At 32.8% G+C, this 22,806-nt stretch carries 23 protein-coding genes and 1 pseudogene; 10 read left to right on the top strand and 14 right to left on the bottom strand.

What is annotated here, in order from left to right; all coding sequences use genetic code 11:
- The first annotated feature begins 51 nt into the window (after window positions 1–51).
- Window positions 52–264: a hypothetical protein gene (locus AAHM80_RS00505; RefSeq protein WP_342259958.1), complete on the top strand. Its 213-nt coding sequence runs from the start codon at window positions 52–54 to the stop codon at window positions 262–264.
- 55 nt (window positions 265–319) lie between these two features.
- Here the strand turns inward: AAHM80_RS00505 and AAHM80_RS00510 are convergent, their stop codons facing one another.
- The 3 genes from AAHM80_RS00510 to AAHM80_RS00520 form a co-directional block, all read right to left on the bottom strand.
- Window positions 320–700: an ATP-binding protein gene (locus AAHM80_RS00510; protein ID WP_342259959.1), complete on the bottom strand. Its 381-nt coding sequence runs from the start codon at window positions 698–700 to the stop codon at window positions 320–322.
- Window positions 701–1,630: 930 nt separating this feature from the next.
- Window positions 1,631–2,167: an NUDIX hydrolase gene (locus AAHM80_RS00515; RefSeq protein ID WP_341752251.1), complete on the bottom strand. Its 537-nt coding sequence runs from the start codon at window positions 2,165–2,167 to the stop codon at window positions 1,631–1,633.
- Window positions 2,164–3,219, bottom strand: a complete 1,056-nt coding sequence (locus AAHM80_RS00520; RefSeq protein ID WP_342259960.1) for a mannose-1-phosphate guanylyltransferase — start codon at window positions 3,217–3,219, stop codon at window positions 2,164–2,166. The genes AAHM80_RS00515 and AAHM80_RS00520 overlap by 4 nt, the downstream gene beginning before the upstream one ends.
- A gap of 75 nt (window positions 3,220–3,294) precedes the next feature.
- Here AAHM80_RS00520 and AAHM80_RS00525 point away from each other — a divergent pair, with 75 nt between their 5' ends.
- The 5 genes from AAHM80_RS00525 (at window position 3,295) to rpsD (ending at window position 7,406) form a co-directional block, all read left to right on the top strand.
- On the top strand, window positions 3,295–4,080 hold the full coding sequence (locus tag AAHM80_RS00525; RefSeq protein ID WP_342259961.1) for a LicD family protein: 786 nt from the start codon (window positions 3,295–3,297) through the stop codon (window positions 4,078–4,080).
- 8 nt (window positions 4,081–4,088) lie between these two features.
- Entirely contained in the window at window positions 4,089–5,378 is a 1,290-nt protein-coding gene (locus AAHM80_RS00530) for a DNA recombination protein RmuC (RefSeq protein WP_342259962.1), read from the top strand.
- Window positions 5,379–5,554: 176 nt separating this feature from the next.
- Window positions 5,555–5,932, top strand: a complete 378-nt coding sequence (locus AAHM80_RS00535; protein ID WP_342259682.1) for an IS110 family transposase — start codon at window positions 5,555–5,557, stop codon at window positions 5,930–5,932.
- Window positions 5,929–6,498 (top strand): transposase, encoded by a 570-nt coding sequence (locus AAHM80_RS00540; RefSeq protein ID WP_342259683.1) that lies wholly within the window; start codon window positions 5,929–5,931, stop codon window positions 6,496–6,498. The genes AAHM80_RS00535 and AAHM80_RS00540 overlap by 4 nt, the downstream gene beginning before the upstream one ends.
- Before the next feature lie 290 nt (window positions 6,499–6,788).
- Window positions 6,789–7,406: a 30S ribosomal protein S4 gene (rpsD, locus tag AAHM80_RS00545; RefSeq protein WP_341755185.1), complete on the top strand. Its 618-nt coding sequence runs from the start codon at window positions 6,789–6,791 to the stop codon at window positions 7,404–7,406.
- A gap of 320 nt (window positions 7,407–7,726) precedes the next feature.
- On the opposite strand, the gene AAHM80_RS00555 is transcribed toward rpsD, so the two are convergent.
- The 6 genes and pseudogenes from AAHM80_RS00555 to AAHM80_RS00585 all read right to left on the bottom strand — a co-directional run bounded on the left by AAHM80_RS00555 (window position 7,727) and on the right by AAHM80_RS00585 (window position 13,441).
- A complete protein-coding gene (locus AAHM80_RS00555) occupies window positions 7,727–8,482 on the bottom strand; it encodes a rhodanese-like domain-containing protein (RefSeq protein WP_342259963.1) in 756 nt (251 codons plus the stop codon).
- Between the two features lie 16 nt (window positions 8,483–8,498).
- Window positions 8,499–10,057 (bottom strand): annotated as a pseudogene (locus tag AAHM80_RS08560) (Do family serine endopeptidase).
- A gap of 45 nt (window positions 10,058–10,102) precedes the next feature.
- The gene (gene hflC / locus AAHM80_RS00570) at window positions 10,103–10,960 is read right to left on the bottom strand and encodes a protease modulator HflC (protein ID WP_341755183.1); all 858 of its coding nucleotides are present in this window, start codon (window positions 10,958–10,960) and stop codon (window positions 10,103–10,105) included.
- 6 nt (window positions 10,961–10,966) lie between these two features.
- A complete protein-coding gene (hflK, locus tag AAHM80_RS00575) occupies window positions 10,967–12,034 on the bottom strand; it encodes an FtsH protease activity modulator HflK (protein WP_342259965.1) in 1,068 nt (355 codons plus the stop codon).
- 352 nt (window positions 12,035–12,386) lie between these two features.
- A complete protein-coding gene (locus AAHM80_RS00580; RefSeq protein WP_342259384.1) occupies window positions 12,387–12,947 on the bottom strand; it encodes an IS630 family transposase in 561 nt (186 codons plus the stop codon).
- Window positions 12,941–13,441, bottom strand: coding sequence for a helix-turn-helix domain-containing protein (locus tag AAHM80_RS00585; RefSeq protein WP_342259385.1), 501 nt, complete (start codon window positions 13,439–13,441; stop codon window positions 12,941–12,943). Before AAHM80_RS00585 ends, AAHM80_RS00580 begins: the two co-directional genes overlap by 7 nt.
- A gap of 301 nt (window positions 13,442–13,742) precedes the next feature.
- Between AAHM80_RS00585 and AAHM80_RS00590 the strand changes: the two genes are divergently transcribed.
- The 4 genes from AAHM80_RS00590 to AAHM80_RS00605 all read left to right on the top strand — a co-directional run bounded on the left by AAHM80_RS00590 (window position 13,743) and on the right by AAHM80_RS00605 (window position 16,975).
- The gene (locus tag AAHM80_RS00590; protein ID WP_342259966.1) at window positions 13,743–15,059 is read left to right on the top strand and encodes a hypothetical protein; all 1,317 of its coding nucleotides are present in this window, start codon (window positions 13,743–13,745) and stop codon (window positions 15,057–15,059) included.
- Window positions 15,052–15,366, top strand: a complete 315-nt coding sequence (locus AAHM80_RS00595; RefSeq protein ID WP_342259967.1) for a hypothetical protein — start codon at window positions 15,052–15,054, stop codon at window positions 15,364–15,366. The genes AAHM80_RS00590 and AAHM80_RS00595 overlap by 8 nt, the downstream gene beginning before the upstream one ends.
- Before the next feature lie 96 nt (window positions 15,367–15,462).
- Window positions 15,463–15,894: an IS200/IS605 family transposase gene (tnpA, locus tag AAHM80_RS00600; RefSeq protein WP_342259494.1), complete on the top strand. Its 432-nt coding sequence runs from the start codon at window positions 15,463–15,465 to the stop codon at window positions 15,892–15,894.
- A 49-nt stretch (window positions 15,895–15,943) separates the two neighbouring features.
- A complete protein-coding gene (locus AAHM80_RS00605) occupies window positions 15,944–16,975 on the top strand; it encodes an NAD(P)-dependent oxidoreductase (RefSeq protein ID WP_342259968.1) in 1,032 nt (343 codons plus the stop codon).
- Window positions 16,976–17,081: 106 nt separating this feature from the next.
- Here the strand turns inward: AAHM80_RS00605 and AAHM80_RS00610 are convergent, their stop codons facing one another.
- From AAHM80_RS00610 to rho, 5 genes are all read right to left on the bottom strand, one after another.
- Entirely contained in the window at window positions 17,082–17,513 is a 432-nt protein-coding gene (locus AAHM80_RS00610; protein WP_342259969.1) for a transposase DNA-binding-containing protein, read from the bottom strand.
- A gap of 333 nt (window positions 17,514–17,846) precedes the next feature.
- Window positions 17,847–18,719, bottom strand: a complete 873-nt coding sequence (locus AAHM80_RS00615; protein ID WP_342259970.1) for a hypothetical protein — start codon at window positions 18,717–18,719, stop codon at window positions 17,847–17,849.
- 122 nt (window positions 18,720–18,841) lie between these two features.
- The gene (locus tag AAHM80_RS00620) at window positions 18,842–19,594 is read right to left on the bottom strand and encodes a YaaA family protein (protein ID WP_342259971.1); all 753 of its coding nucleotides are present in this window, start codon (window positions 19,592–19,594) and stop codon (window positions 18,842–18,844) included.
- 22 nt (window positions 19,595–19,616) lie between these two features.
- Window positions 19,617–20,564: a malate dehydrogenase gene (gene mdh / locus AAHM80_RS00625; RefSeq protein ID WP_341755176.1), complete on the bottom strand. Its 948-nt coding sequence runs from the start codon at window positions 20,562–20,564 to the stop codon at window positions 19,617–19,619.
- 20 nt (window positions 20,565–20,584) lie between these two features.
- A complete protein-coding gene (rho, locus tag AAHM80_RS00630; protein WP_341755175.1) occupies window positions 20,585–21,937 on the bottom strand; it encodes a transcription termination factor Rho in 1,353 nt (450 codons plus the stop codon).
- Between the last annotated feature and the right edge of the window lie 869 nt (window positions 21,938–22,806).

Here is a 22,806-nt window from a genome sequence, read left to right on the forward strand (position 1 = left end):
CTTAAGATATAAGAACCTAATATAAAGCCTGTAGAAATTAAGGTGGCCTTGATGGCAAAATTAAATCAAATCGTTAAGGAAGAATCGCCACTATTTAGTGAACAACAGATAAATGAACTATTACAAAAAAAAATACCTGGATGTAATGAAGCAGATCTAAATTTAGAACATTACTTTAAAAGTATATCTTGTGATATACAACAAGATATACCTATTGACCATATAGAGTGTACAGGAGTTTCTCATGATGAAAGCCATAGTTAAAACAATTTACGCAAGCATCCGTAATGGAAGTCAATAAAAAAATAATAACTTAACCTCAGTTTGACGTAAGGAGCAATTTTTGTGTTTTTAATTTATTAGGCTTTATTGCTGGTTTGCGTGGCTTGAAGCAATAAGCTATAAGCCCTGAGATTATATTGACAAATACCTCAAATAACAGGAATCTAGCATCCACTTTTATTGGTACATAACCTAATTCATCTACTACAATCAGATGGAATCTCTTAACTGAATCGATGAATTTGCTTTCATAATTATGCGTTTTAGCATTAAGCAATTGGCTAGCTAATTCATTTAAAGTATAAAATCTTACCCTGTAATTTCTTTCAATTGCAGTGAACGCTAAGCCAATTGCTAGATGAGTTTTTGCAGAACTAGAACCACCTATGATCATGATATTCTGATGATTATCAATCACTTTTTGTATATCAATATTCTCTAAATTTTAATTTAGATTCGATTAGAATTTAAATTAAAAAGTGCCTAAATTAACTAATTCTTAATGTGGTTAGGGGGGGCAATAGTTCATTACAATAGGGGGGAAAAACCTGATTACAATTTACACTGCTTTTCAAACACTCTTTCAAACGTTCATCACTTCATCCTTGCTTACATCATAATGTTTAGTCATATAATTATCATTTCCTACCTAATTGGTTGTTTGATCATCTATAACCTCCAAAAGTAAAGCCCTTTGCTCCAGTTTGTTTCCAAACCTTCATCACTACTATAACTTTATCCGCCCCACTCTCTTGGAAGAAAAGAGAATGATTCCCAAGTTCTAAGTAATAGCCTAATTCAAGTTCACGCCATCTCTATATCGACTGTCACTAATCCAAAACATACATTACCGATTAGTCTATATCCCAAAGATAAGTCATAATCTCTAGTTTTGACAGTATTAAAATTTATTTCGACACCTCATCGATTGGTTCGCTTACGCTCGTCTCCTTGAATCCTACGTGACGATTTACATCGCCTTTTCCCCATCCGCTCAACACCATCTCCTTGAAAGACACAGCACCGTGGGATCGTTTGAGATCTGCTCGTGCTAGCCGATCTCGGTGGACCTACCACCATCTATTACTTAGCATTCAATCATTTACTACGATAACGTTATTGTTTCTTGGCACACTCAAGCTTCATGGATTGCCACGCTCACGTACGTTCGCTCGCAATGATGGTTTAAGTCTTACAACAGCACTTCGCTAATAGACGATTTTTTAACTTTCAACATTTGTGGGGTGATGTTGCCCCTACCGCCATTATGTCATCCCAGCGAAAGCTGGGATACTATCGTCTACCAACTCTTGAAATCATAGCAGCATATATTTACGAAGCCAATTCTTCAAAGCATAAGAGTGTACTTTTTTATCATCCTTTCTACTGAATTATCTAGCACAAGTTCTTGATAATTAGAAGCAAATTCTATCCATCGTAATTCGTTTGATTCAGAATTTTTTACAAAATAGTCGTTGCAAACGGTTTTTAATAAAAATCTCACATCATAATGATAATGTTCTTGGTCTATAGAATTACTAGGAATTAGATGAACATCTATATCATAAATCTGTCTAGAAATCGGCTCAATCTCTAAAATACCCGATTCTTCCTGTGCCTCTTTAATTGCTACAGCCAAAATGTTATTATTACCATCACAATGTCCTCCTGGTTGCAACCATTTATCCAACTTACGATGATGCATCAGTAAGAACTTTGTTTTATCAGAATTAAGCAAGAATCCTGAAGCGGTAAAATGTCCTTCTTTTGTCTCCCTACTAAATGGATTTTTACAATTATCTAGAAAGTCCAACATCCTTTCTTTATATTTATATTCTTCTTGAAAATTGCTGACATAGTTTTTTATACTCTCACGTAAGTTCATAATACTTCTTTTCGTCCCATCTCTGTCATTTCCATTACAAGCTGCTTTATTTTCTCAACTCTTGATTTATTTACGATCAATAAAGCATCCTCAGTATTAATAATTATTATATTATCAACTCCTATTACAGCAGTAAGCTTATTATTAGAACTAATATATGAATTTGTACTATCAATGTTTATAACATCGCCTTCGCAGTAATTATTCGTTATATCTTCTTTTTGTATTTGCCATAAAGAATGCCAATTGCCAATATCATTCCAACTAAAATTGGCTTCTATCATAATCATTTGACTAATATTTTCGATTATAGCATAGTCTAAAGAAATTGGGGTAATATATAGGTATGGTTCTAAAGCAAGTGTTATATTATTATGATCTTTGGTTGCAAAATAATATGCATCATACACATGTTTAAAGAGTTCTTTTTGCCATAATTTAGCCTGCTCTAAAATAAAATCTATATTAAAAATAAAAATTCCTGAATTCCAAAAATATTTGCCATTTGTTAGATAATTTTGTGCTTGTTGAAGAGTAGGTTTTTCTACAAATTGTTGAGTGTTGTAAGTTCTATCTGCTAATAACTTATTTATTTTAATATAACCATATTCGGTATTTGCAAAACTAGGCTTAATCCCAATAGTACAAATACCAAATTTTGCGACATAATTCAAAGATTCATTAATAGTAATTAGGTACTTATCAATATCATGTATATAATGATCAGAAGGCAGTAGAATAACAGTATCATAACCGTTATTCTTTGCTTGAATAGCTGATATAATTGCACATGAAGCTGTATTTTTAGGCATAGGTTCTATTATTAAGTCTGCTTCTATATTTAGCTCTCTAAGTTGCTCTTTTGCTATTAATTCATATTCCTTAGCAATTATTAAAGTTGGTTTGCCTAAAGTTCTGTTTGTAATCAAGGTTTTTTGTATAGAACTCAAATTCTTAAATATTTTTATAAATTGTTTTGGTTGCATCTGTCGTGATAATGGCCATAATCTAGTTCCTAGACCACCAGCCATAATTACTGGTTTTACTTTCATATATCATTAATTATATAATTATCTAACTAAAGCAACTTATAGTTTATAACTTTAAAAAAGTCTACTAAAATAAACATGGGAATATATATACACAAAAATCATAAAAAAACTAATAACTTTTTCTTTAAAATAGCTGGAATAATTATAATTGTTTATGGTTTGTATCTAGGCTATGTAGAGTTTTATGATCACCAATGGAGATATGTAACTCCTACCGACCAACAAGTACAGAAATATACAATTAGTGAAAATAAAGCCCTAAGCTTATACCAATTAATGAAAGATACTCATGAAATATTGACTAAACATAACGTACAATATTGGATTGAGGGCGGTACACTTCTTGGGGCAGCAAGGCATAAAGGTCTTATACCTTATGATGATGACTTAGATATTGCTATAATGCACGCTGATGAAATAAGGTTACAAGATATACTAACAGATTTTGTCAAGTTAGGTTATAAAACTTACCATCAAGATTTTTACACTATATGCAACAAGGTATGTATAGATATTTTTATTTTCCGTCCAAAAGACAACATGTTTATATCTGCTAATTTCAGAACGTTACGTAGATTTCCTAATGATTTCTTTTATATTAACGAAGTATTTCCACTGAAGAAATATAAATTTGGTGAGATTGAAGTTTATGGTCCTCATGAATTTAAAGGTAACCTAGATAGGCTATACCCAGAATGGGATAAATACGGGATAATTCAGCAACCGCATAGTTATTTTGTTACTCTTTCGCCTATTGAACAAAAAACTAAATTCATTTTAACTCCGAAATTATTAAAGCCAGCTATGCCAACTGGTCCTTTAGAAGACCGGGTAATTCCGAAATTACTAACTAAAGAGTAAATTTATCAATGAGTTATATTTCATTATTGCTTACTACCGGACTTGTTGTTTTATTTAGCTTGTTCGTTTGGTTTTATCATAAGACAACCAAGCTCAATGCAGAATTAGGCTTTCTATCAAATAACTATTTAGAAGCAAATAAGCAGAATCAAATTTTGCAGCAAGAAAAAATTTCTTATATCCAAAAAATTGAGCAATTATCTAGTAAAGTAGACTATCAGAATCAATTGATAGCTGAAGCAGATAAAGCAAGGCAGGAGTCATATGTATCGGCAAAAAATGCTTTATTTGATCTTGGTAATGAATTGTCTAAACAATTAATTGAAATTCATAGACGGGAGAATCAAGAAGCAAGGGAATTATCAGAAAAAAATATTTCGGGGGCAACAAGCAAATTTAATAACGAGTTTGAACGTTTAATAAACATGGTTGGGTCATTAAGTAGGGATATCGAACAATCTAAAGGAACAGTAGACATTATTAAACAATCCCTTCTTTCTCCATCTGGAGCTGGATTACTTGCTGAAATTACTCTTGAGAACATTCTAAAATCATCAGGTCTACGTTCTAATTTAGACTTTATCATACAATATTCTGTGACAACTACCGATAATTTAAAACTTAGACCAGATGCCCTAGTTTTCTTACCTTCTGGTAACTTAATGGTTATAGATGCAAAAGCTTCAAAGTTTTTAGTAGATTTAGGGCAAGATAGTTCTAATCTTAGTAAAACCATGAATAATCATTTAAAGTCCTTAAATAGTAAAGATTACGCGGAAAATGTTTTAGCTAGTTTCCAAGATAAAAAGGAACATTTTGGTAATATAGTTACTTTGATGTTTGTCCCTACTGAACAGGCAATTGAAAAAATTCTGATTGCAGATAATAATTTTTTATACAAGGCCTGGGAAAGCAATATTTTCCCAGTTGGTCCAGCAGGACTTATGAATATGCTATCATTTGCTAAATTCCAAATTTCAGATTATAGACGGTCAGAAAATCACAAATTAATTATAGAAGAGGTAAGAAAATTATTGACCTCTATTGCTTCGTTAGCGGAGCATTCGCAGAAACTTGGCAATAATATTCAGCATATAGTCAATAATTATGATAAATTTGCCGCTTCTTTTAATCGACATTTTTTATCTAAGGCTAGGAATATTCAAAAATTAGGCATAGATATTGGTAACAAAACAATCCAGCATCCTATAGAGCGTTATCAGCTTGTTTCATCAAAATCTGAAATTATTGATGCCCAGTTGCTCGAATCATCCGATAAAATCAAGGAATTAGAATAGACCTTATATCTTAAGAATGTGTTATAAGTAATTAAAGAGGGTGACTTGAATAGACCTTGACTAAAATAGTCGCTAAGAGAATAAGTACCCTCTTTTTGGTAGTTTACCTTGAACAAATTGCAGAAGGTGGTCTTAAAAAGAGCAGCCTTGCACAATAAGAAGAAGGAGATTATATCATGAATAAAATAATAGGTCTAGACGTAAGTAAAAACTGGCTTGATATATGTGTATATAATACAAGAGATAAACCTAAATATCATCGTTTTGCCAATGATGCAGCTGGTCATGAAGAGATGATTAAATTAGCAAAAGAGCAAGAGATTAAGCTAATAATATGTGAACCTACTGGAGGATACGAAGCTGAGATTTGTCAAAAGCTGGATAATAATAACCAACAAATACATAAGGTCAATACATATAGTTTTAATTCTTTTAGTAAATCGGTGAATTTGTGTAAAACTGATAGGAAGGATGCATTTAAATTAGCATATTATGCGGATAAGATGCAGCTTTCAGCGAATTATATATATCAAGTTGAATCACAGAGACTTTGAAGAGATGTCAACAAAGACGAGAAGATTTAGTATTAATGCTTAGCAATGAAAAGAAAAGACTACATCATAGCATTGATGGTATTGATAAAGAGAGTATAGAAAAGCTCATTAAATTTTTACAGAATGAAATAGCTGAGCTTGATAAAAAGTTAAACAAAACAATAGATGAGTCAGAAGAGTTAAAAGAGAAGGTAAAAATATTAGAGACTGTACCTGGTATTGGTAAATGTTTAGCTACAAAACTAATTAGTTTTGTACCTGAATTAGGGGATAAAAATTATAGTAGCAATGAATTGTCATCAATTGTTGGTATAGCTCCATATGCTCGTGATAGTGGTAATAAGCAAGGACGAAGATTTATTCGAGGAGGCAGGAAAATACCTAGAGATGCTTTATACATGGCAGTATTAGCTGGTAAGAATGGTTTCCAATATTTAAAAATTTTATATGATAGGCTTGTTAATAATTTTAAACCTAAGAAAGTTGCGATAGTTGCTTGTATGCGTAAGTTACTTGAAGTGTGCCATAAACTTATTCAACAAAAACGTGTTTTTGTTATTAAATAATATTTATCTATTTTTATAAAATTTAGATAAAAGATAATTGCTCTTGCATAATTTGCTTATCATAATTTCAAAAAATGAGGAATTGACTTTAATTGTTAAAATATATATACTTAAAATATATATACTCAAATAATTTGAAGAATTGGATTTGAAAATGAATGGTGAGCAAGCGGAACGTACATATAGTATAGTTACGCATGCGAATCCATGATATTTTCAAAGCAGAAGAGTATACTTAAATTAACGTCATAATGACGTCAGTATGATATCAAAATTATGAGACATAGAGCGTGACAAAAATTATTAATTCTAAATATAAGGCTAGCAGAAGACTTGGTGTAAGCCTGTGGGGCGATAGTAAAGATGCCTTCAATACAAGAAATTATCGTCCTGGTCAACATGGTCAGAATAGTATGGTTAAAACTTCTGATTATGGTCTACATTTGAAGGCTAAACAAAAACTTAAATGCCATTATGGTAGAATTAACGAGAAGCAATTTAGAAATACTTTTACTCTCGCACAAAAAATGAAAGGCAATACGGGTGAAAATTTTATAGCCCTATTGGAAAGAAGGCTTGACGCTGTTATATACAGAATGAATATTGCACCAACGATTTTTGCTGCAAGACAATTTGTTACCCATGGTCACATTAAAGTGAATGGTAAAAAGGTTAATATCCCAAGTATAAGACTAAAAGAAGGAGATGTCATCGAGCTAAAGGAATCAGCAAAACAAATCCCTGTAATACTCGAGACAGCTAGCAAACAAGGAAACATTGTACCAAGCTATTTAACTTTTGATTCCAATTCATTGTCTGGTCAGTTTGTCAGAATCCCAGTAATTTCTGATGTTCCGTACCCATTTGAACCAGAAGTACATTTAGTAGTTGAACTCTATTCAAGATAATTAAGAGACTAAATATCATCCCTGCTTCGGTGCAGCTTACTCGCCATGTTATCTCACCCCTGTGTAAACAGGGGGCTATGATATTTAACACATTCTTCTAGGCTATTTTTTTAGATATCAGCCTATGTTGTGATGACAATTCATATTAAAATCTGATCTTGCCTATAATAGCTTATTAGATATCTTTCGAAACTCGCTTATGCTGAAGAATTGAAAGAAGCCACGAAACCTCGACCTGCAGCGTACTCAAATGTGTGTGAGGAGCAGAGTACCGGGAGCATGAATAAATTACCAACAGAAGTAGAGTTTGCCAAAGATATCTATTGATCACCACGTTCCAACCAATGTCCTTCAGCTGGTGACAAGTCACTTGCCACAGCTCTTCTGTCATCAAATACAAAACATTCTCCTTGCCATAACCTATTACGATTATGGGTCACTTCTAAATATTGTAAAATACCGCCTTTAAGATGGTACACATCATTAAAACCCAGTTTCTTCAAATAGGCTGTTGATTTCTCGCATCTAATCCCACCAGTACAAAACATTGCTACTTTTTTTCCAGCAAGTAATTCTTTATTCTGCTCTACCCATTTGGGAAATTGCTTAAACGTTTCTGTCTTCGGATCTATAGCCCCTTTAAAAGTACCTACACAAACTTCATAGTCATTTCTAGTGTCTACTAATACCACATTATTTTGGCTAATAAACTTGTCCCAGTCCTTTGGTTCAATATACTCTCCTTTAAGATTTGCAATATCAAGATCCCCAACTGTCATAGCAATAATTTCTTTTTTCAGCTTTACTTTTAATTTTTGAAAGGGATGGATATCACAATAATTTATTTTAATATTTACATCTTCCGCAGATGTAAGTTTTATAATTTCATCTACTAAAAAATTTACATCTTCTTTTGTCCCAGAAATTGAACCATTAAATCCTTCTAGAGCTAAAAGAATAGTACCCCTAATTCTTCTTTTTTTACCAATAAGTAAAATCTTTGGCAGCAAAATCTCAAGGTTTTCTAGGTTAGTAAAACTATAAAAACTTAATACTGCTATTTTATCATTATCCATACTGACTTCATTACTACTAATTTTCAGATTTGGTAACTGGCAAGGCTATAAACATAGAAACACCCCGTCTCTCTGTACCAACAAGATTATATTTTGCTTTTTAATAGATTGGGCATTGTCATACAATATATTTAATTGATCTATAGAAGCTATAGGTTGTTGATTGCTCGCTATTACTAAATCACCAATTTTAAAACCATAATTTTTTCCATCTTTTGCGATATCAGTTACAATAATGCCCTCAACTTTACTTTTAATAGCAAATTTTCGTTTAAGGTTATCTGTTAAATTACTAAAAGTAACATTATTTTTTACAACAGAAAATTTATTATCAGAAGTTTTATCGCTTACCTTGTCGGTTACTTTTTTAGGCTCTATATCCTCTTCACTACTAATCTTGCCACTTAATTCTTGATTTTTGCCATTTCGTACAACGATAATTTTTACCTCTTGATCGACGGTAGTTTCAGCAACCATTATCTGCAGCCTCCTAGAATTTTTTACCGGTTGTCCAGCAAATTCTATTATTACATCCCCAGGTTTTATACCAAATTTATCAGCTGGACCATCTTTTTATACTTCCACTACTAACGCTCCCGAAGCTTCTTTTAACTCAAATCCTTCAGCTATTTCATTAGTTACTTCTTGAATTACTACCCCAAGCCTACCGCGATTAATTTTTCCATTTTGCCTTAGCTGGTCAATAATTGATTTAGCAGTATTAGATGGAATAGCAAATCCAATACCAATACTAGTCCCAGAAGGTAAAAATATTGCTGTATTGACTCCTATAACTTCACCATTAATATTGAACATTGGACCACCGGAATTACCATTATTAATAGCCGCATCAGTCTGTATAAAATCATCTACTATACCGTTAGTGTTATCAATATCACGTCCCTTTGAAGATATAATACCAGCAGTTACTGTTCCTCCAAGTCTACCAAAAGGATTACCAATAGCAATAACCTGATCTCCTACCCTAGCTTTACTGGAATCACCGAATTTTACAAAAGGCAAAGGAGTTTCGATCTCAATTTTTAAAAGAGCAAGATCAGTTTTTTTGTCACTACCTACCAATTTGGCTGATAGCTCCCTATTATCCGTTAATTTTATGTGAATCTCATCTGCATTTGCAACTACATGATGGTTGGTAACAATAAAACCTGTAGGATCTATAATAAAACCAGAGCCAAGGGGAACAGATTTAGGATTTGAATACATCTCATCAAAATCAAAAGGTAGATTAAAACGCTCCAAAAGTTCATTAAAATGATCGAATGGAAAACGCTCAAAAGATTTTTTATGAGAATCCTCTAATTTTTGGTTATATTGTACTGTATACACATTTACCACAGCTGGAATAAGTGACTCAACAATGTCTGCAAAACTATAATTATGGGATTCAGGTATCTTTATTGGCACTGACTGTAAATTATTAGATTCCTCAGGAGTAATTTTGCTTGGCTGGATATTTTCAGCAAAAACAGAAGATGCCAACCACATAGTCATCAGAAAAGTGACAATTAAATACCTTAGTAAATTGTTAAACTTACAAATATTTTGGACCATATCATCTACCCAATTACTAATCATTTTTACTCTCTCAATGTCATTCTATTTACCCAAATTTAGATATTTAAATAGCTCTGCTTCCGGAGACAACACAAAAGAAGTATCATCTTTCTTTAAAGTATTTTTATATACTTCCAAGGATCTATAAAATTTATAGAATTCTGGATCAACAGAATAAGCAAGATTATATATCTTAGCTGCCTCCATATCACCATCACCTTTTATGATTTGAGATTGCATATAAGCTTCAGCAAGTAATATTTTACTTTCTTTGTCAGCTCTTGATCTTATACGAGCCCCTTCTTCTTGTCCTTCAGCTCTTATTTGGGTAGCTTCTTTTTCACGAGCAGTTTGCATGCGGCGATAAATTGCTGCACTATTCTCTTTCGGTAAATCAGCTCTTAAGATTCTAACGTCAATTACATCAAGTCCAAAATTCTTTGCTTCCTCATTAACCTGATTTAAGATATTTGACATTATGTCAGACCTTGCACTTGTAAGAAGACTAGTCAAAGGTAATCTACCTATAACCTTTCTCATTGAAGATTCTAGGTTTTTATTAAGTCTAATTTTAACACCTTGGTAGTTATGTACAGTTTTGTAAAACATCACAGGATCAACAATACGAAATTTGGCAAAAGCATCTACGATTACCCTTTTTCCATCAGAAGCAGTTAGCTCTTTTGCTTCCGCCTCTACATTTAAGATACGTTTATCAAAAAATTCAACATTTTGAATAAATGGAATCTTTATATTTAATCCTGGACTTTCAATGGTTCTCATTGCTTCACCAAATTGAAATACCACAGCGGAATGGCGTTGATCAACAGTAAATAAAGCACTGGTAACTGATAATAATAATCCGAAAACTACGAAACTTATATAATAAATTGTCTTCATCCAGCACTACTCCTTAATTTTATTTTGCTGAATTGCCATATGCGGCAAAACGCCATTAGTACCCATAATAACTTTGCTGGTATCCATTAGAATATTTTCTATAGCTTCTAAGTAAAGGCGATCCTTAGTTATTGACTTATTAGCAACATATTGTGTATATACAGCAGCAAACCTTTTGCTGTCTCCTTCAGCTCTTGAGATAACCTCTTGTCTGTAACCTTCTGCTTCTTGGACAATTTTAGCTGCCTGCCCTCTAGCTTTAGGTAAAATATCATTATTATAGGATTGTGCTTGATTTATCTCACGTTCTTTATCGGCTTTAGAAGTTTGTACATCCCTATAAGCATCAATTACTTCAGCTGGCGGCTCAGCTTTTAGTAACTGCACTTTCTCAATACCAACACCAGCATTATAATGATCAAGGATTTTCTGTGTTAAAGCTTCAATCTTATTAGTGATTTCTTGTTTTTGGTCTGATAATATCGAAGAGATAGGAGTATTGCCTATAACTTCTCTTATAGCACTTTCAGCAGCTGTTTTTACAGAATCTTCTGGATTAACAATATTAAAAATATATTTTTCTAAATCAGTAATATGCCACATTATATCACAATTTAGTGCAACAATATTCTCATCGCCAGTAAGCATAGTACTTTCAGCAGCCACAGATTTGGTGTTGTCCACATTAGACCTAAGGCTACTTGTTGATCTATAGCCGATCTCAATTCTACGAGACTGGTTTACCTTCTCAACTACTACCTGTTCAAACGGTAATGGAAGGTGATAATTCAAACCAGGGAATCCTTTACGAACAAACTTACCAAACCTCATTACTGCAGCTTCTTCTCCTTCCTTAACTTCATAAACTCCGGAGGCAAACCAAACAGCAACTAACGACAACAAAACTAACACCATTATGTTATTGTTGAAGCCAAACTTATTATAGAAATCATTAAGGTTAAACTTATTTTTTTTCCTTGGCCTAGTAAATATATTATATTCACTTTTTTCTTCCTCTTCAGAATCTCCCCAAGGGGATTTTCTTAGAACCTGAGTATATATTCGATTAAACATTTTCTACTATTGCTTTTTGTTAATTTGTATATTATATCACTAAATATAGTTAGCACTAATATCTTATAAAAGAAATTTAGTATATAATTATATCTTGTATATCTAACCGCGTCAAGGCTCGTTACTAAAAAATCAACACCTGTATTATAACATTTCTAGCATCTGAGGCTTATGAAAATATAGAAGTACTAGAACTACATGGACCTACTACTAGATTAATGCTAAAATTACTCCTGAATCTGAATTCGATGTAACTTGTTACATCGAATTCAGGTTAGTATAGGTATAGTCAATTGATGAGAAGTTGGTGACGTCGTCACTCGTCGCTCGCCTATTATACCAATTGCAATAATTAACACGGTGTATTTATCCAGTCTCTATACATAATTGATTTTACTAAATCTACATTATGAGCAAATTGATTCCAAGCGTAACAAGCCATAGTGACGATATCTTCATATACACCATAACATTGGTTAGACAAGAAATGATTTTTGATCCATTCCCAAACTTGTTCCATTGCATTAAGTTCCGGTGCATAGGGCGGAAGCGGTATCAAAGTGATATTGCTTGGCACAGTTAGTTTTTTGGCTGTGTGCCAACCTGCATTATCCGTTAGTAAAGCTATATGTCGGTTGCCTTGAATACTGCGAGAAAGGTCTTCTAAGAATTTATTCATTGCCTGTGTATTTGCATATGGTAAAATTAATGCAAAAGCTTCTCCTGTATCATGGCAAGCAGCTCCATAAATATATGTTGAAATGAATTGCTGTTGCCGAACTTTACGGGGTCTAGTGCCACGCTTAGCCCATATACGAGTTAAGCTACCTTGTTGCCCAACTCGAGTTTCATCCTGAGACCATATATCAACTTTACATCTATCGATATTTTTTGGTAATAATTCTGTTAGCATGTCTGGGAAGTTTTTTTATATGTATTTTGAGTCTCTTGATTTGACTTTGGATGCATTGAACGAGAAGTAATCCAGCTAAAACCAAGGCGGTGCATAGTATTGTAGACTGTTTTTAAAGTACATTTAGCACCATATTCCTCAAGTAACATGATATGTAGCTCCTTTCCAGTTATATACCCACCAGTTTTACTTTCACTGAGCGTATTGATTTTATCAAAAAGAGCAGACTCTTGTATAGTGTTAATCTTCCTAGGGGCACCGCTTCTTTGTGATTCAAATAATCCTTCAAAACCATGATTCCTAAATCTTCTGAGCCATGATTGCACAGTTTTCCAGTGTGACTTCACTATTTCAGATATGGCTTTAAAAGATTTGCCTAATTGAAGGTAATACATCGCCAATAAACGTATACGATTTCGACCATGCGGCTCATGTTTCATCATTTTTATAAAATCATGACCATGAAAACCTTGCGGTAATATTAACCTAGCCATTTGAGTACCTTTATCAGTTAAAAACCCATTTTATACCACTGCGTTAATTATTGCAATTGGTATAACGTGCTATCATATGGATTTTGATACTATAAAGAGATTAATGGAAAAATTGGGCTTCAAGAATGTAAGGAAACATAACTTGTTTTTAAAAGAAAATGCTTTACAGAGCTTTACAGAACAAGAATTTAACCTTATAAAAGAATCTAATATACTCTTATTAATAGAGGCAGAGAAATAAATATAATAGACTCACCAATTTTAATCACTTTAAGTTTATTTAATTATACGAGAATTTGGTATGGAAGAAGATTTGAATTTTAGTATTGAAGAAGTCAAATGGTCTGAAGTTAAGGATGAAGTGTATAAGGTTAATCCTGAATTGACAGAAAAATGTGATAATGTTAATCAATGTGGAGGATATTCTTTATTCAAAATAAAATATCCTTATGGAGCATATATTGTTAATAGGGGGGAGTTTCATCTACCAACTAAAGACGGCAAACTAATTTCTATAAATGACTCAAGAATTCCAGAATTTCTAAAAAAGAAGTTGGGATATGGTCATATTCCCTTATCCTTAATTCTTAATAGTTTGAGCGAAGTATTTGTTCAGATACAAAATAGAATTGTTTCCCTTAATGTTCTTTTGACTGGTGAACTTTTTGGTCTATTTGAATTAATGCATATGTTAAACCAAACATCTTCATTAGATATGCCTATTTGGAATGTGTCAGCTGGAGCTCGCTCTACTGTCATGATTCCAAGTATTTCTGATACAGTGGGTCATAATAGGATTAAAAAGAAATTAGGGGCTGATATCTATGCTCCCTATGGTTTGTCAGATCATTGGCAGACATTTGTAGATATTAATAAGTATTTTCATAATTCAAATTGGAATAATAGCATTTTAGTATTTTCTAATGAGTGGTTTCTTCAACCAAATGATCTGGGATATAGTGGTTTTTATAATTATCTAGTTACTCAATGTTGGAAACAATTTCAATTGTTAGAAGATTTTACAGATTTTAGTTTATTATGGTCATTTTTTACTCATGCAATTAATCTACGTAATTTAAAACCACGATCATATCTAATAGACACTGTTAGACATTTAATTTTGATTTCTAAAGGTTCTGCTGTAGCATTTAAGCCATCTACGGATGATACAGGTTTGCCAATGAGTTTAATACAGCAAATATATGTAAATGATTATAATCTAAAAGATTATATACCAAATATTATGCAACCAGCAAAATTTACTAAAAATAGTAAAGTCTATTATTCTCTTAGCTTTCCTACTCTATTTAATAGCTCTCCTTATTGTCGAAATCCTCCGAGTATAATTGAAGATCAAAGAGAGATTAAAAGATTATTAGATATTTTAATAAATACTATTCACCAAATTGAGAATCATAGTGCCAACTCCCTTAAAAACATAAAATTTGAGTTATTTCATTCTGGAAACGATCCATTTGGTCAGATATTATCTAGTAAAATTATATCTGAAGATGATGCTAGGTTTTTAGAGTATAATAGTAATGGTAAGGAAGCAAGAGTATTTTGCTCCTCATCTAGTTTTTTTAATGGTTGTATTGCTATCTGTAATAATGAGTAATTTAAATACACCCATATTAGAAACTCTACAAAGTATAATAGATAAATTAAAAGGATGTAAGTATCTTAATTTTAAAAATGTTACCTTTGTTTGTGTACAACATTTGTTATTTACAACAATAGATTTAATAAAATCTCTTATCAGATTAGGTGCTAAGCCGAATAATATTCATATAATGGGTAAAATATACTCAAATTGCCCTATAGTAATTGCCCAACTTATAGAAATGGGAGTAAATTACTATCCTAGTTCCCAACCGCAACAATTTGGCTATTTTAACTCAATGATAGGTAAGCCACTAGTTTGACTAGTGAGACCATCAAGGCTTGGCCTTTAGATTTAGTATAAAATAAAAAGTTATCATATATAACTTCTTTGGCTTGACGGTCAAAGGAGAAAATATATGACAACATACGAAAGTTTAAATCATTCTAAATGGGATTGCAAATATCATATTGTGTTTATTTCAAAGTGTCGTAAAAAAGAATTGTACGGGAAGGTTAGAAAATATCTTGGGAACGTATTCCATGAGTTAGCTTTTCAACGTGGGAGAAAGATCATAGAGGGGCATATGGTACAAGATCATGTGCATATGCTCATCAAGATTCCTCCTAAATATTCTGTAGCTGAAGTAATAGGCTATATCAAGGGGAAAAGTGCTATAGCCGTTGCTAGGCAGTTTGGTGGACGAAAACGTAATTTTAATGGAGAAAAGTTGTGGGCTAGAGGTTATGCGGTCTCAACTGTAGGATTTGAAGAGAATCAGATCAAACACTACATTAAGAATCAAGAGCAACTTGATAGTTTAGGCTCTGACGAATCAGGAGAATTTTAATTAACAATGGCAGCCCTTTGGGCTGCTCATAACCGTCAAGCCCCTCGCTTTGCGAGGGCGTTCTGACTATTATTTTAATACAGATATAGCTAATATGTGGACTAATGTTGCTACTACCATAATAAATGTAAAATCTGACACTATTATCATACTAGATGATGGTAGTAAATGTACAACAACTATTCCAAAGTTACTAAGTGATAATTACAAGGTCTTTGCTGTAGAGCAGACATCATCAGGGGTTGTTCATATTATTAAAAACAATTATACCACGTTACCTTTTATTAACGTTGCTTATTCTGCTGCAAAGCAAATATTAGAGTCTCCAATGATTGCTCAGACCGTCATACGAAAACTTGATAAAATTTTGCCTTTACAATCTCGTACCCTTGTATGTGGAGTAGTAGGTTTTGGAGCTATAGGGAGAGCTATTGCACAAAAATTATTATCTTTAAATCATAAAGTAATAATATATGATAGATCTGACAGTAAGTATAATCTTATGAAGCAGATTAAAACTACAAATAATATTCTATCTTTATTTCAAAAATCTGAGTATATTTTTGGTTGTACAGGAGAAGATATTACTTTATCTCTTGACGTCAATAAAATACGAGGAACAAAGAATCTAATTAGTTGCTCATCACAAGATATAGAATTTCAGTCATTACTGCATATTATTCAAGATAATTCTTCTATTAATACCTCTAACGTATTGGATAATATCGAATATTCTACAGATAGTGCAACGTTCAATATTTTTAGAGGAGGATACCCTGTAAATTTGGATAATTCTGGAGAATCTGTGCCAGCCAATGATATACAACTTACTCGAGGATTATTACTTGGTGGAATCGTGCAAGCAGTATTTCATTTAGTTCAAGAGGTTAATCACAAGCCACAACAATATATGTTACATCCTAAAATACAAAAATCAATAGTGAAAGAATTAGTATATAATCAAAAGTACAAATTTTCTAATGATTTAGTAGTTATGAATTTTTTAGATGAAGAATGGATTAAAAATAACTCTAGCGGAGAATATGTAAGTAATGATATTATCTCACGATATTTTCTATAAACCTAAATTTCCGATTAAGAGTAGATAAAAAGTTGATGGAAATGAGGTTTAGTTTTCCCACCCGCCGCATGATAATCCACTTCTATAGCATAATTTTTGCTCATATTTATCTCGAAGATGAGGAGCGAAGCCTATAGATAATAGGCGAGCGACGAGTGACGACGTCACCAAATTCTCCTGAATTGACTATACCAATGTCAATCTTGGCTTTGTGGTTAGTAAAGTTAAGATAAGTACTGTCTTGTATCACTAGCAATAAATTATCATTATTGTTGTTAATTCTATCAGTAGTTTGCCTAAAATGCGACTCTATTAAATGATCATTGTTAACTTTGCTATTAACAAAAAAATCATAAGATTGTCTTTGATCTTGTGGATTATCAAAAAGATTCTTAATACAGATTGTAAATTTTGCCATTAGGGCTGTAAGAATCTTTAAAGCTCTTGATTTAAGACGTTGATCTTTTAAAACTAAACTTTCAAATTCTGATTCAAAAAATAACTTATTACTTCCTTCTCCTAGTCCCAAACTATCCAATTGCTTACCTCAAATCTTAAAAAATAAAATTTAATATTATCTTATTTTTTTTTAATCCTTGCAATTAAAACTTAAGGCTAACTGTTAGATTTGGTTTCGGCTCGGATGTTTCGCTGTCTACGCTTTACTACTGTCGTTACCTTCAGCTGCACAAGACTCGCTATATGGTGGAGCTAGCTACTCCTTCCATAATAGGACTTTCACCCGTAAGATTAATGCACCTTATCTTGACGCACACACAATCAGTTGGACAGAGCCCAGAGCCTTAATAATTCACATTTTTCCAGTCGGAGCGTTTAGTTTCTCCGGTTTTATAAAAAGAAGTTACTTCTTTTATAAAATGTTCAAAATCCGGATTTTCTTTAACGAGCCTATTAGCCCCCAATCAATCTCTAATCTTTCTTTAGCAGGAATTAGTATTCGACCTTTTTCTGATTCGTTTATGTTTAATAAAATAAATCCTATACCGTGCCTAGCAGAAAGAATTTCCAGTTCACGAAAAGTGTTACTATCCTTGCTTTCTACTAGAGAGAAAGCTACTAAATATCCATAGTGAGCCCATGAGGAATTTGATAGTGCTTGAAAAAAAGATTCTCGTACATTGGAGTGATTAATTGTTACTTTCACCTCAAAAGACCAAAGTTTAGCTTTTATATTCGCATATTGTTTGACGCAATCTTTGATCACCTCTGCCCAACCTTCCGTCATAGCCTCCATTCCCACTAGGTCGGGATATAACCATTTATTAGCATTAGTACCACTACGATTTGAAGAACGTTTATCATTAATAGTCATGTTATAAATACTAAGCTCATCCCAAAGAAATTCTGAAAGCTTTAGATACACCTCTTTTTCTTTTATGTTTGACCATTTTTCAGCTTCTTCTATCTCCGCTTGATCAGTTTTTTTAGTAAAATAATATTTGCACGGACACTCTTGTGTTATTTTAATACCAGGCTCTTGTTTTTGTATGGCTTCATTACGTTCTTTAGTCATTTCTCCACTAAAGAGTACTATAATAATTTGAGCTATTTTTGCTGGATCAGTTACATTGAGTATTGATTTGCATTTACTGTTCTCCGCTTTTCTCTTGACTTCCTCAGGATAAGTTTTTACTAGCCATGCAGCTATTTCTCTAGAAGTAAATTTCCGACCTTCATTGGCTTTAAGGAAACCAATAATTGCTCTGTTACGGTTAAATTGCATAGATACTACTATTTTATAAACTACTAATAAATAATAATCAGAATAGTAAAGAATTTAAATATAACTAATATATAATTCCAAGTTATTATCTTTAAATTTAAATGTAGTTGTAATATTACAACTTATTCATTTTTCACAAATACCCAATCTTTATCGGAAGACTCAGTTTCACTATAATAATAGTTTTGTTTAGAGAACTGTTTTAATTTTTCAGGTACGTCTATAAGATTTTCTGCAATAAAGTTAAGCATGCTGCCCCTAGCTTTTTTGGAGTTTATAGCTATTATTTGTAATTTATTATTTCTTTTTTCTTTAAAATATATATTAATTATTGGATATTTAAGATCATTTTGATTTATGGCGGAGGAATATTCATTAGAGGCTAGGTTGATTAGATATTTATTTTGGTGAGTTGCTAATATTTGATTTAGATAATTGGTAATATCAATTTGCCAAAAACTGGATAATTTTTCTAAATTTGGCAATTTTGTTGACATTTCTAGCCTATAGGGTTTTATTTTATCTAAAACTCTTAGTGGTCCATATAAACCTGATATAATTAACGTGTGTCCTTGCAAGAAATCCCATTGCTCTTTAGAGAAACTGCGTCTATCAATATTATCATAAACATCCCCATCATAGGCAAATATCGCTTGCTTTTGAGGATGGTTATCGAAATCTTGAAATCTATGATAATTAAGCTCAGCCAGTTTATCACTAATCCCCATTAATTGCCTGATCTGATTTTGTGATAGGCTTTTACATATCTGTAAGAGATACTGCATTTTAGTAAGGAAATGCGGCTGCGTACATGGTAAATCCGGTATTTCCGAGATAAAATCTTGAGTCTTAGCTGGTGAAATTATACTTAGCATATCTGTAGTCTAGACAAGAAATTTACAATTTAACTGATTCAATTAATTTTCTAACTCCATCTACTGATTTATTAAATAGAGCTTGTTCTTCATCATTTAATTTTATTTCCACTATTTTTTCTACACCATTTTTACCAATAATAACTGGCACTCCGACATACATATCTTTTACTCCATATTCTCCTTGAAGATAAGCAGCACAACTTAATATTTTACGTTTATCTTTTAGATAACTCTCTAACATTTCAATAGCAGAAGTTGCCGGAGCGTAATAGGCAGAACCATTTTTAAGTAGTGAAACAATTTCTCCACCACCATTTTTTGTGCGATCTATTATCGCATTAATACGTTCTTTCGTCGACCACCCCATTTCTACTAAATCTAAAACTGGTATGCCGTTAATTGTCGAATATCTAACCAAAGGAACCATTGAGTCACCATGACCTCCAAGTACAAAACTACTAACATTTTCTACGGAAACATTAAATTCATTGGCTAAGAAAAAATTAAATCTTGATGAGTCAAGTACCCCAGCCATACCAACCACCATATTGCTAGCTAGTCCACTTTCCTTTAACATTACGTAAACCATAGCGTCAAGTGGATTGGTTATAACAATGACAAAAGCGTTCGGTGCATATTGCTTAATGTTGCTAGCCACAGTTTTTATAACAGTAGTATTAACATTAATTAAATCATCACGACTCATTCCAGGTGAACGTGGTACTCCAGCTGTAACAATTATAGCATCTGAACCTTCTATGTCTTTATAATTGTTAGTACCTTTAGCAATTATATCTGATCCAGTAATTGCTCCAGCTTGTGATATATCTAAAGTCTTACCCTGCGAAGGACCTTCAGATAAATCAAACATAACTATATCAGCAAGTTCTCTAAGACTGATCAAATGTGCAAGTGTTCCGCCAATCTTTCCCCCACCAATTAAAGCAATTTTTGTTCTTTTAGCCATACTTCCTCCTGAAAAGCATTTTATGAATTCATTGAATCAAAAAATTCTGTATTAGTTTTAGTGTTTTTAAGTTTATCAATTAAAAATTCTGCTGCATCGATAGTTCCCATTGGGTTAATGATTCTACGAAGAACCCACATTTTGGTTAAAATGGCTTTATCAACCAATAGCTCCTCTTTACGTGTACCAGATTTAGTAATATCAATCGCAGGGTAAACGCGCTTATCAGCTATTTTGCGATCGAGGACTATTTCAGAATTACCAGTACCTTTAAATTCTTCAAAGATTACCTCGTCCATACGAGAACCGGTTTCAATTAAAGCAGTTCCTATTATAGTCAATGAACCACCACTCTCAATATTTCTTGCCGCTCCAAAGAATCTTTTTGGACGTTGCAGAGCATTTGCATCAACTCCCCCAGTAAGAACCTTACCAGACGAGGGTACAACAGTGTTATAAGCTCTTGCAAGTCTTGTTATTGCGTCAACCAATATTACTACATCTCTTTTATGCTCGACCAACCTTTTAGCTTTCTCAATAACCATTTCAGCAAGCTGAACGTGTCTAATAGCGGGTTCATCAAAAGTTGAGCTAACTACTTCACCACGCACTGAACGTTGCATATCAGTAACTTCTTCTGGGCGTTCATCAATTAACAAAACAATTAAAAATACTTCGGGGTTATTGGTGGTAATAGCATGAGCTATATTTTGCAATAGAACAGTTTTTCCCGTTCTTGGTGGAGCAACAATCAACGCACGTTGTCCTTTACCCATAGGAGCAACCAATTCAATTATTCTTGTACTAAAATCCTTACTATTATCTTCTAGCTCTAGGGATAATTTTTCTTCAGGATAAAGTGGCGTTAAATTATCGAAATGTACTCTATGATATGCCTTAGAAGGGTCTTCAAAATTAACTTTGTTTACTTTTAACAAGGCAAAATAACGTTCTCCTGGTTTTGGAGCTCTAATTTGCCCTTCTACCGTGTCCCCTGTACGTAGTCCAAAACGACGAATCTGACTTGGAGAAATATAAATATCATCAGGACCGGCTAAGTAATTTACTTCTAGAGATCTAAGGAAGCCAAACCCATCAGGTAAAATTTCAAGTACGCCTTCTCCTGAAATCAAATCACCCTGCTCAACAGATTTCTTGAGTATAGCAAAGACTAGCTCTTGTTTTAGCAAAGCACTAGAATTTTCAATATTAAGATTTTCTGCTTGTATTTGTAATTCTTCAGGTGACTTACGTTTTAATTGTTTAAGATTGATGATAACAATACCATCTTTATTAGGATTATCATACTTAGTATTATTATTATAATAAATATCAGGTGATTCCTTATTGTTAGTAACTGTATTTTGGGTCATACCTATTTTTTTTAGATTAGTTAAGATCAAACTTTTCTAGAAACTTTATTCTTTCTAAGTCATTTTGTTGTTAGAATTAATCGAAGGAATTCTCATGTACACCAGTACTACTTACGATTTTTTGATTAATTTTTTAGTAAAAATTCCTTTCATAGCTAGTTTTGAAATAGGTCTATTGCTTTAAAAACTGGGAGAATCACGAAACCTACGAAAGTCAAGTTACTTAAAGATTAAGGTTAGACTACTACTCGAATGATTAGACTTCTTGCATAATTCTACTTTTGTTGGTAATTTATTCATCGTGCCTAGGCTCGAATCCGTAACGGAATTTGAGTGTGCTGCAAGTCGAGATTTCGTGGCTTCCTTAAATCCTTGCACATAAGTGAACTCTGCAAGAAATTTATTGAAATTAGCATCACAAAATTTTGACAGCTCAGCTAGACTATGTGGACCTAGAGAGCATTCGTATTTCCGAGTAACTAACTTAATTTGGGAATTGGTATTAATACTAACTTAATTATTTATATTTATCAAATTATTTTGCGGTTGTCAAACAAATTACACATGGTAGGATAATTTAAAAGTATAACCAATAGTTGATGCACATGTGTATATACTCGGTCAACTTCAAGAATTAAGGTCGTCGTGTCTAAAGCACCATAGTACCCTACATTTTTCTATAATCGTCATAGCAAGGCTCTTTAGATGCCGTGGCGATCTAGGTAAACAGCGAAGCTGTTTTTTTAGAGTAACGCTTCGCGTATCTTAGATTGCCGCGTCGCCGCTTTCAGTGACTCCTCGCTAATAGACGATCAACAACTATTTTAATAGTGGTTATATAAAAAATGTAGGGTACTATGAGTGACCCA

Origin of the sequence: Candidatus Tisiphia endosymbiont of Metellina segmentata (genome assembly GCF_964030715.1) — a bacterium.
In the GTDB taxonomy this organism is placed as follows: domain Bacteria; phylum Pseudomonadota; class Alphaproteobacteria; order Rickettsiales; family Rickettsiaceae; genus Tisiphia.

Excerpts from the sequence above, each read along its gene's own strand:
- AAHM80_RS00505 (WP_342259958.1), top strand. The coding sequence starts at position 52 with ATGGCAAAATTAAATCAAATCGTTAAGGAAGAATCGCCACTATTTAGT.
- AAHM80_RS00515 (WP_341752251.1), bottom strand. The coding sequence starts at position 2,167 with ATGAACTTACGTGAGAGTATAAAAAACTATGTCAGCAATTTTCAAGAA.
- AAHM80_RS00520 (WP_342259960.1), bottom strand. The coding sequence starts at position 3,219 with ATGAAAGTAAAACCAGTAATTATGGCTGGTGGTCTAGGAACTAGATTA.
- AAHM80_RS00525 (WP_342259961.1), top strand. The coding sequence starts at position 3,295 with ATGGGAATATATATACACAAAAATCATAAAAAAACTAATAACTTTTTC.
- AAHM80_RS00530 (WP_342259962.1), top strand. The coding sequence starts at position 4,089 with ATGAGTTATATTTCATTATTGCTTACTACCGGACTTGTTGTTTTATTT.
- AAHM80_RS00535 (WP_342259682.1), top strand. The coding sequence starts at position 5,555 with ATGAATAAAATAATAGGTCTAGACGTAAGTAAAAACTGGCTTGATATA.
- AAHM80_RS00555 (WP_342259963.1), bottom strand. The coding sequence starts at position 8,482 with ATGGATAATGATAAAATAGCAGTATTAAGTTTTTATAGTTTTACTAAC.
- hflC (WP_341755183.1), bottom strand. The coding sequence starts at position 10,960 with ATGAAGACAATTTATTATATAAGTTTCGTAGTTTTCGGATTATTATTA.
- hflK (WP_342259965.1), bottom strand. The coding sequence starts at position 12,034 with ATGTTTAATCGAATATATACTCAGGTTCTAAGAAAATCCCCTTGGGGA.
- AAHM80_RS00580 (WP_342259384.1), bottom strand. The coding sequence starts at position 12,947 with ATGCTAACAGAATTATTACCAAAAAATATCGATAGATGTAAAGTTGAT.
- AAHM80_RS00585 (WP_342259385.1), bottom strand. The coding sequence starts at position 13,441 with ATGGCTAGGTTAATATTACCGCAAGGTTTTCATGGTCATGATTTTATA.
- AAHM80_RS00590 (WP_342259966.1), top strand. The coding sequence starts at position 13,743 with ATGGAAGAAGATTTGAATTTTAGTATTGAAGAAGTCAAATGGTCTGAA.
- AAHM80_RS00595 (WP_342259967.1), top strand. The coding sequence starts at position 15,052 with ATGAGTAATTTAAATACACCCATATTAGAAACTCTACAAAGTATAATA.
- tnpA (WP_342259494.1), top strand. The coding sequence starts at position 15,463 with ATGACAACATACGAAAGTTTAAATCATTCTAAATGGGATTGCAAATAT.
- AAHM80_RS00615 (WP_342259970.1), bottom strand. The coding sequence starts at position 18,719 with ATGCAATTTAACCGTAACAGAGCAATTATTGGTTTCCTTAAAGCCAAT.
- AAHM80_RS00620 (WP_342259971.1), bottom strand. The coding sequence starts at position 19,594 with ATGCTAAGTATAATTTCACCAGCTAAGACTCAAGATTTTATCTCGGAA.
- mdh (WP_341755176.1), bottom strand. The coding sequence starts at position 20,564 with ATGGCTAAAAGAACAAAAATTGCTTTAATTGGTGGGGGAAAGATTGGC.
- rho (WP_341755175.1), bottom strand. The coding sequence starts at position 21,937 with ATGACCCAAAATACAGTTACTAACAATAAGGAATCACCTGATATTTAT.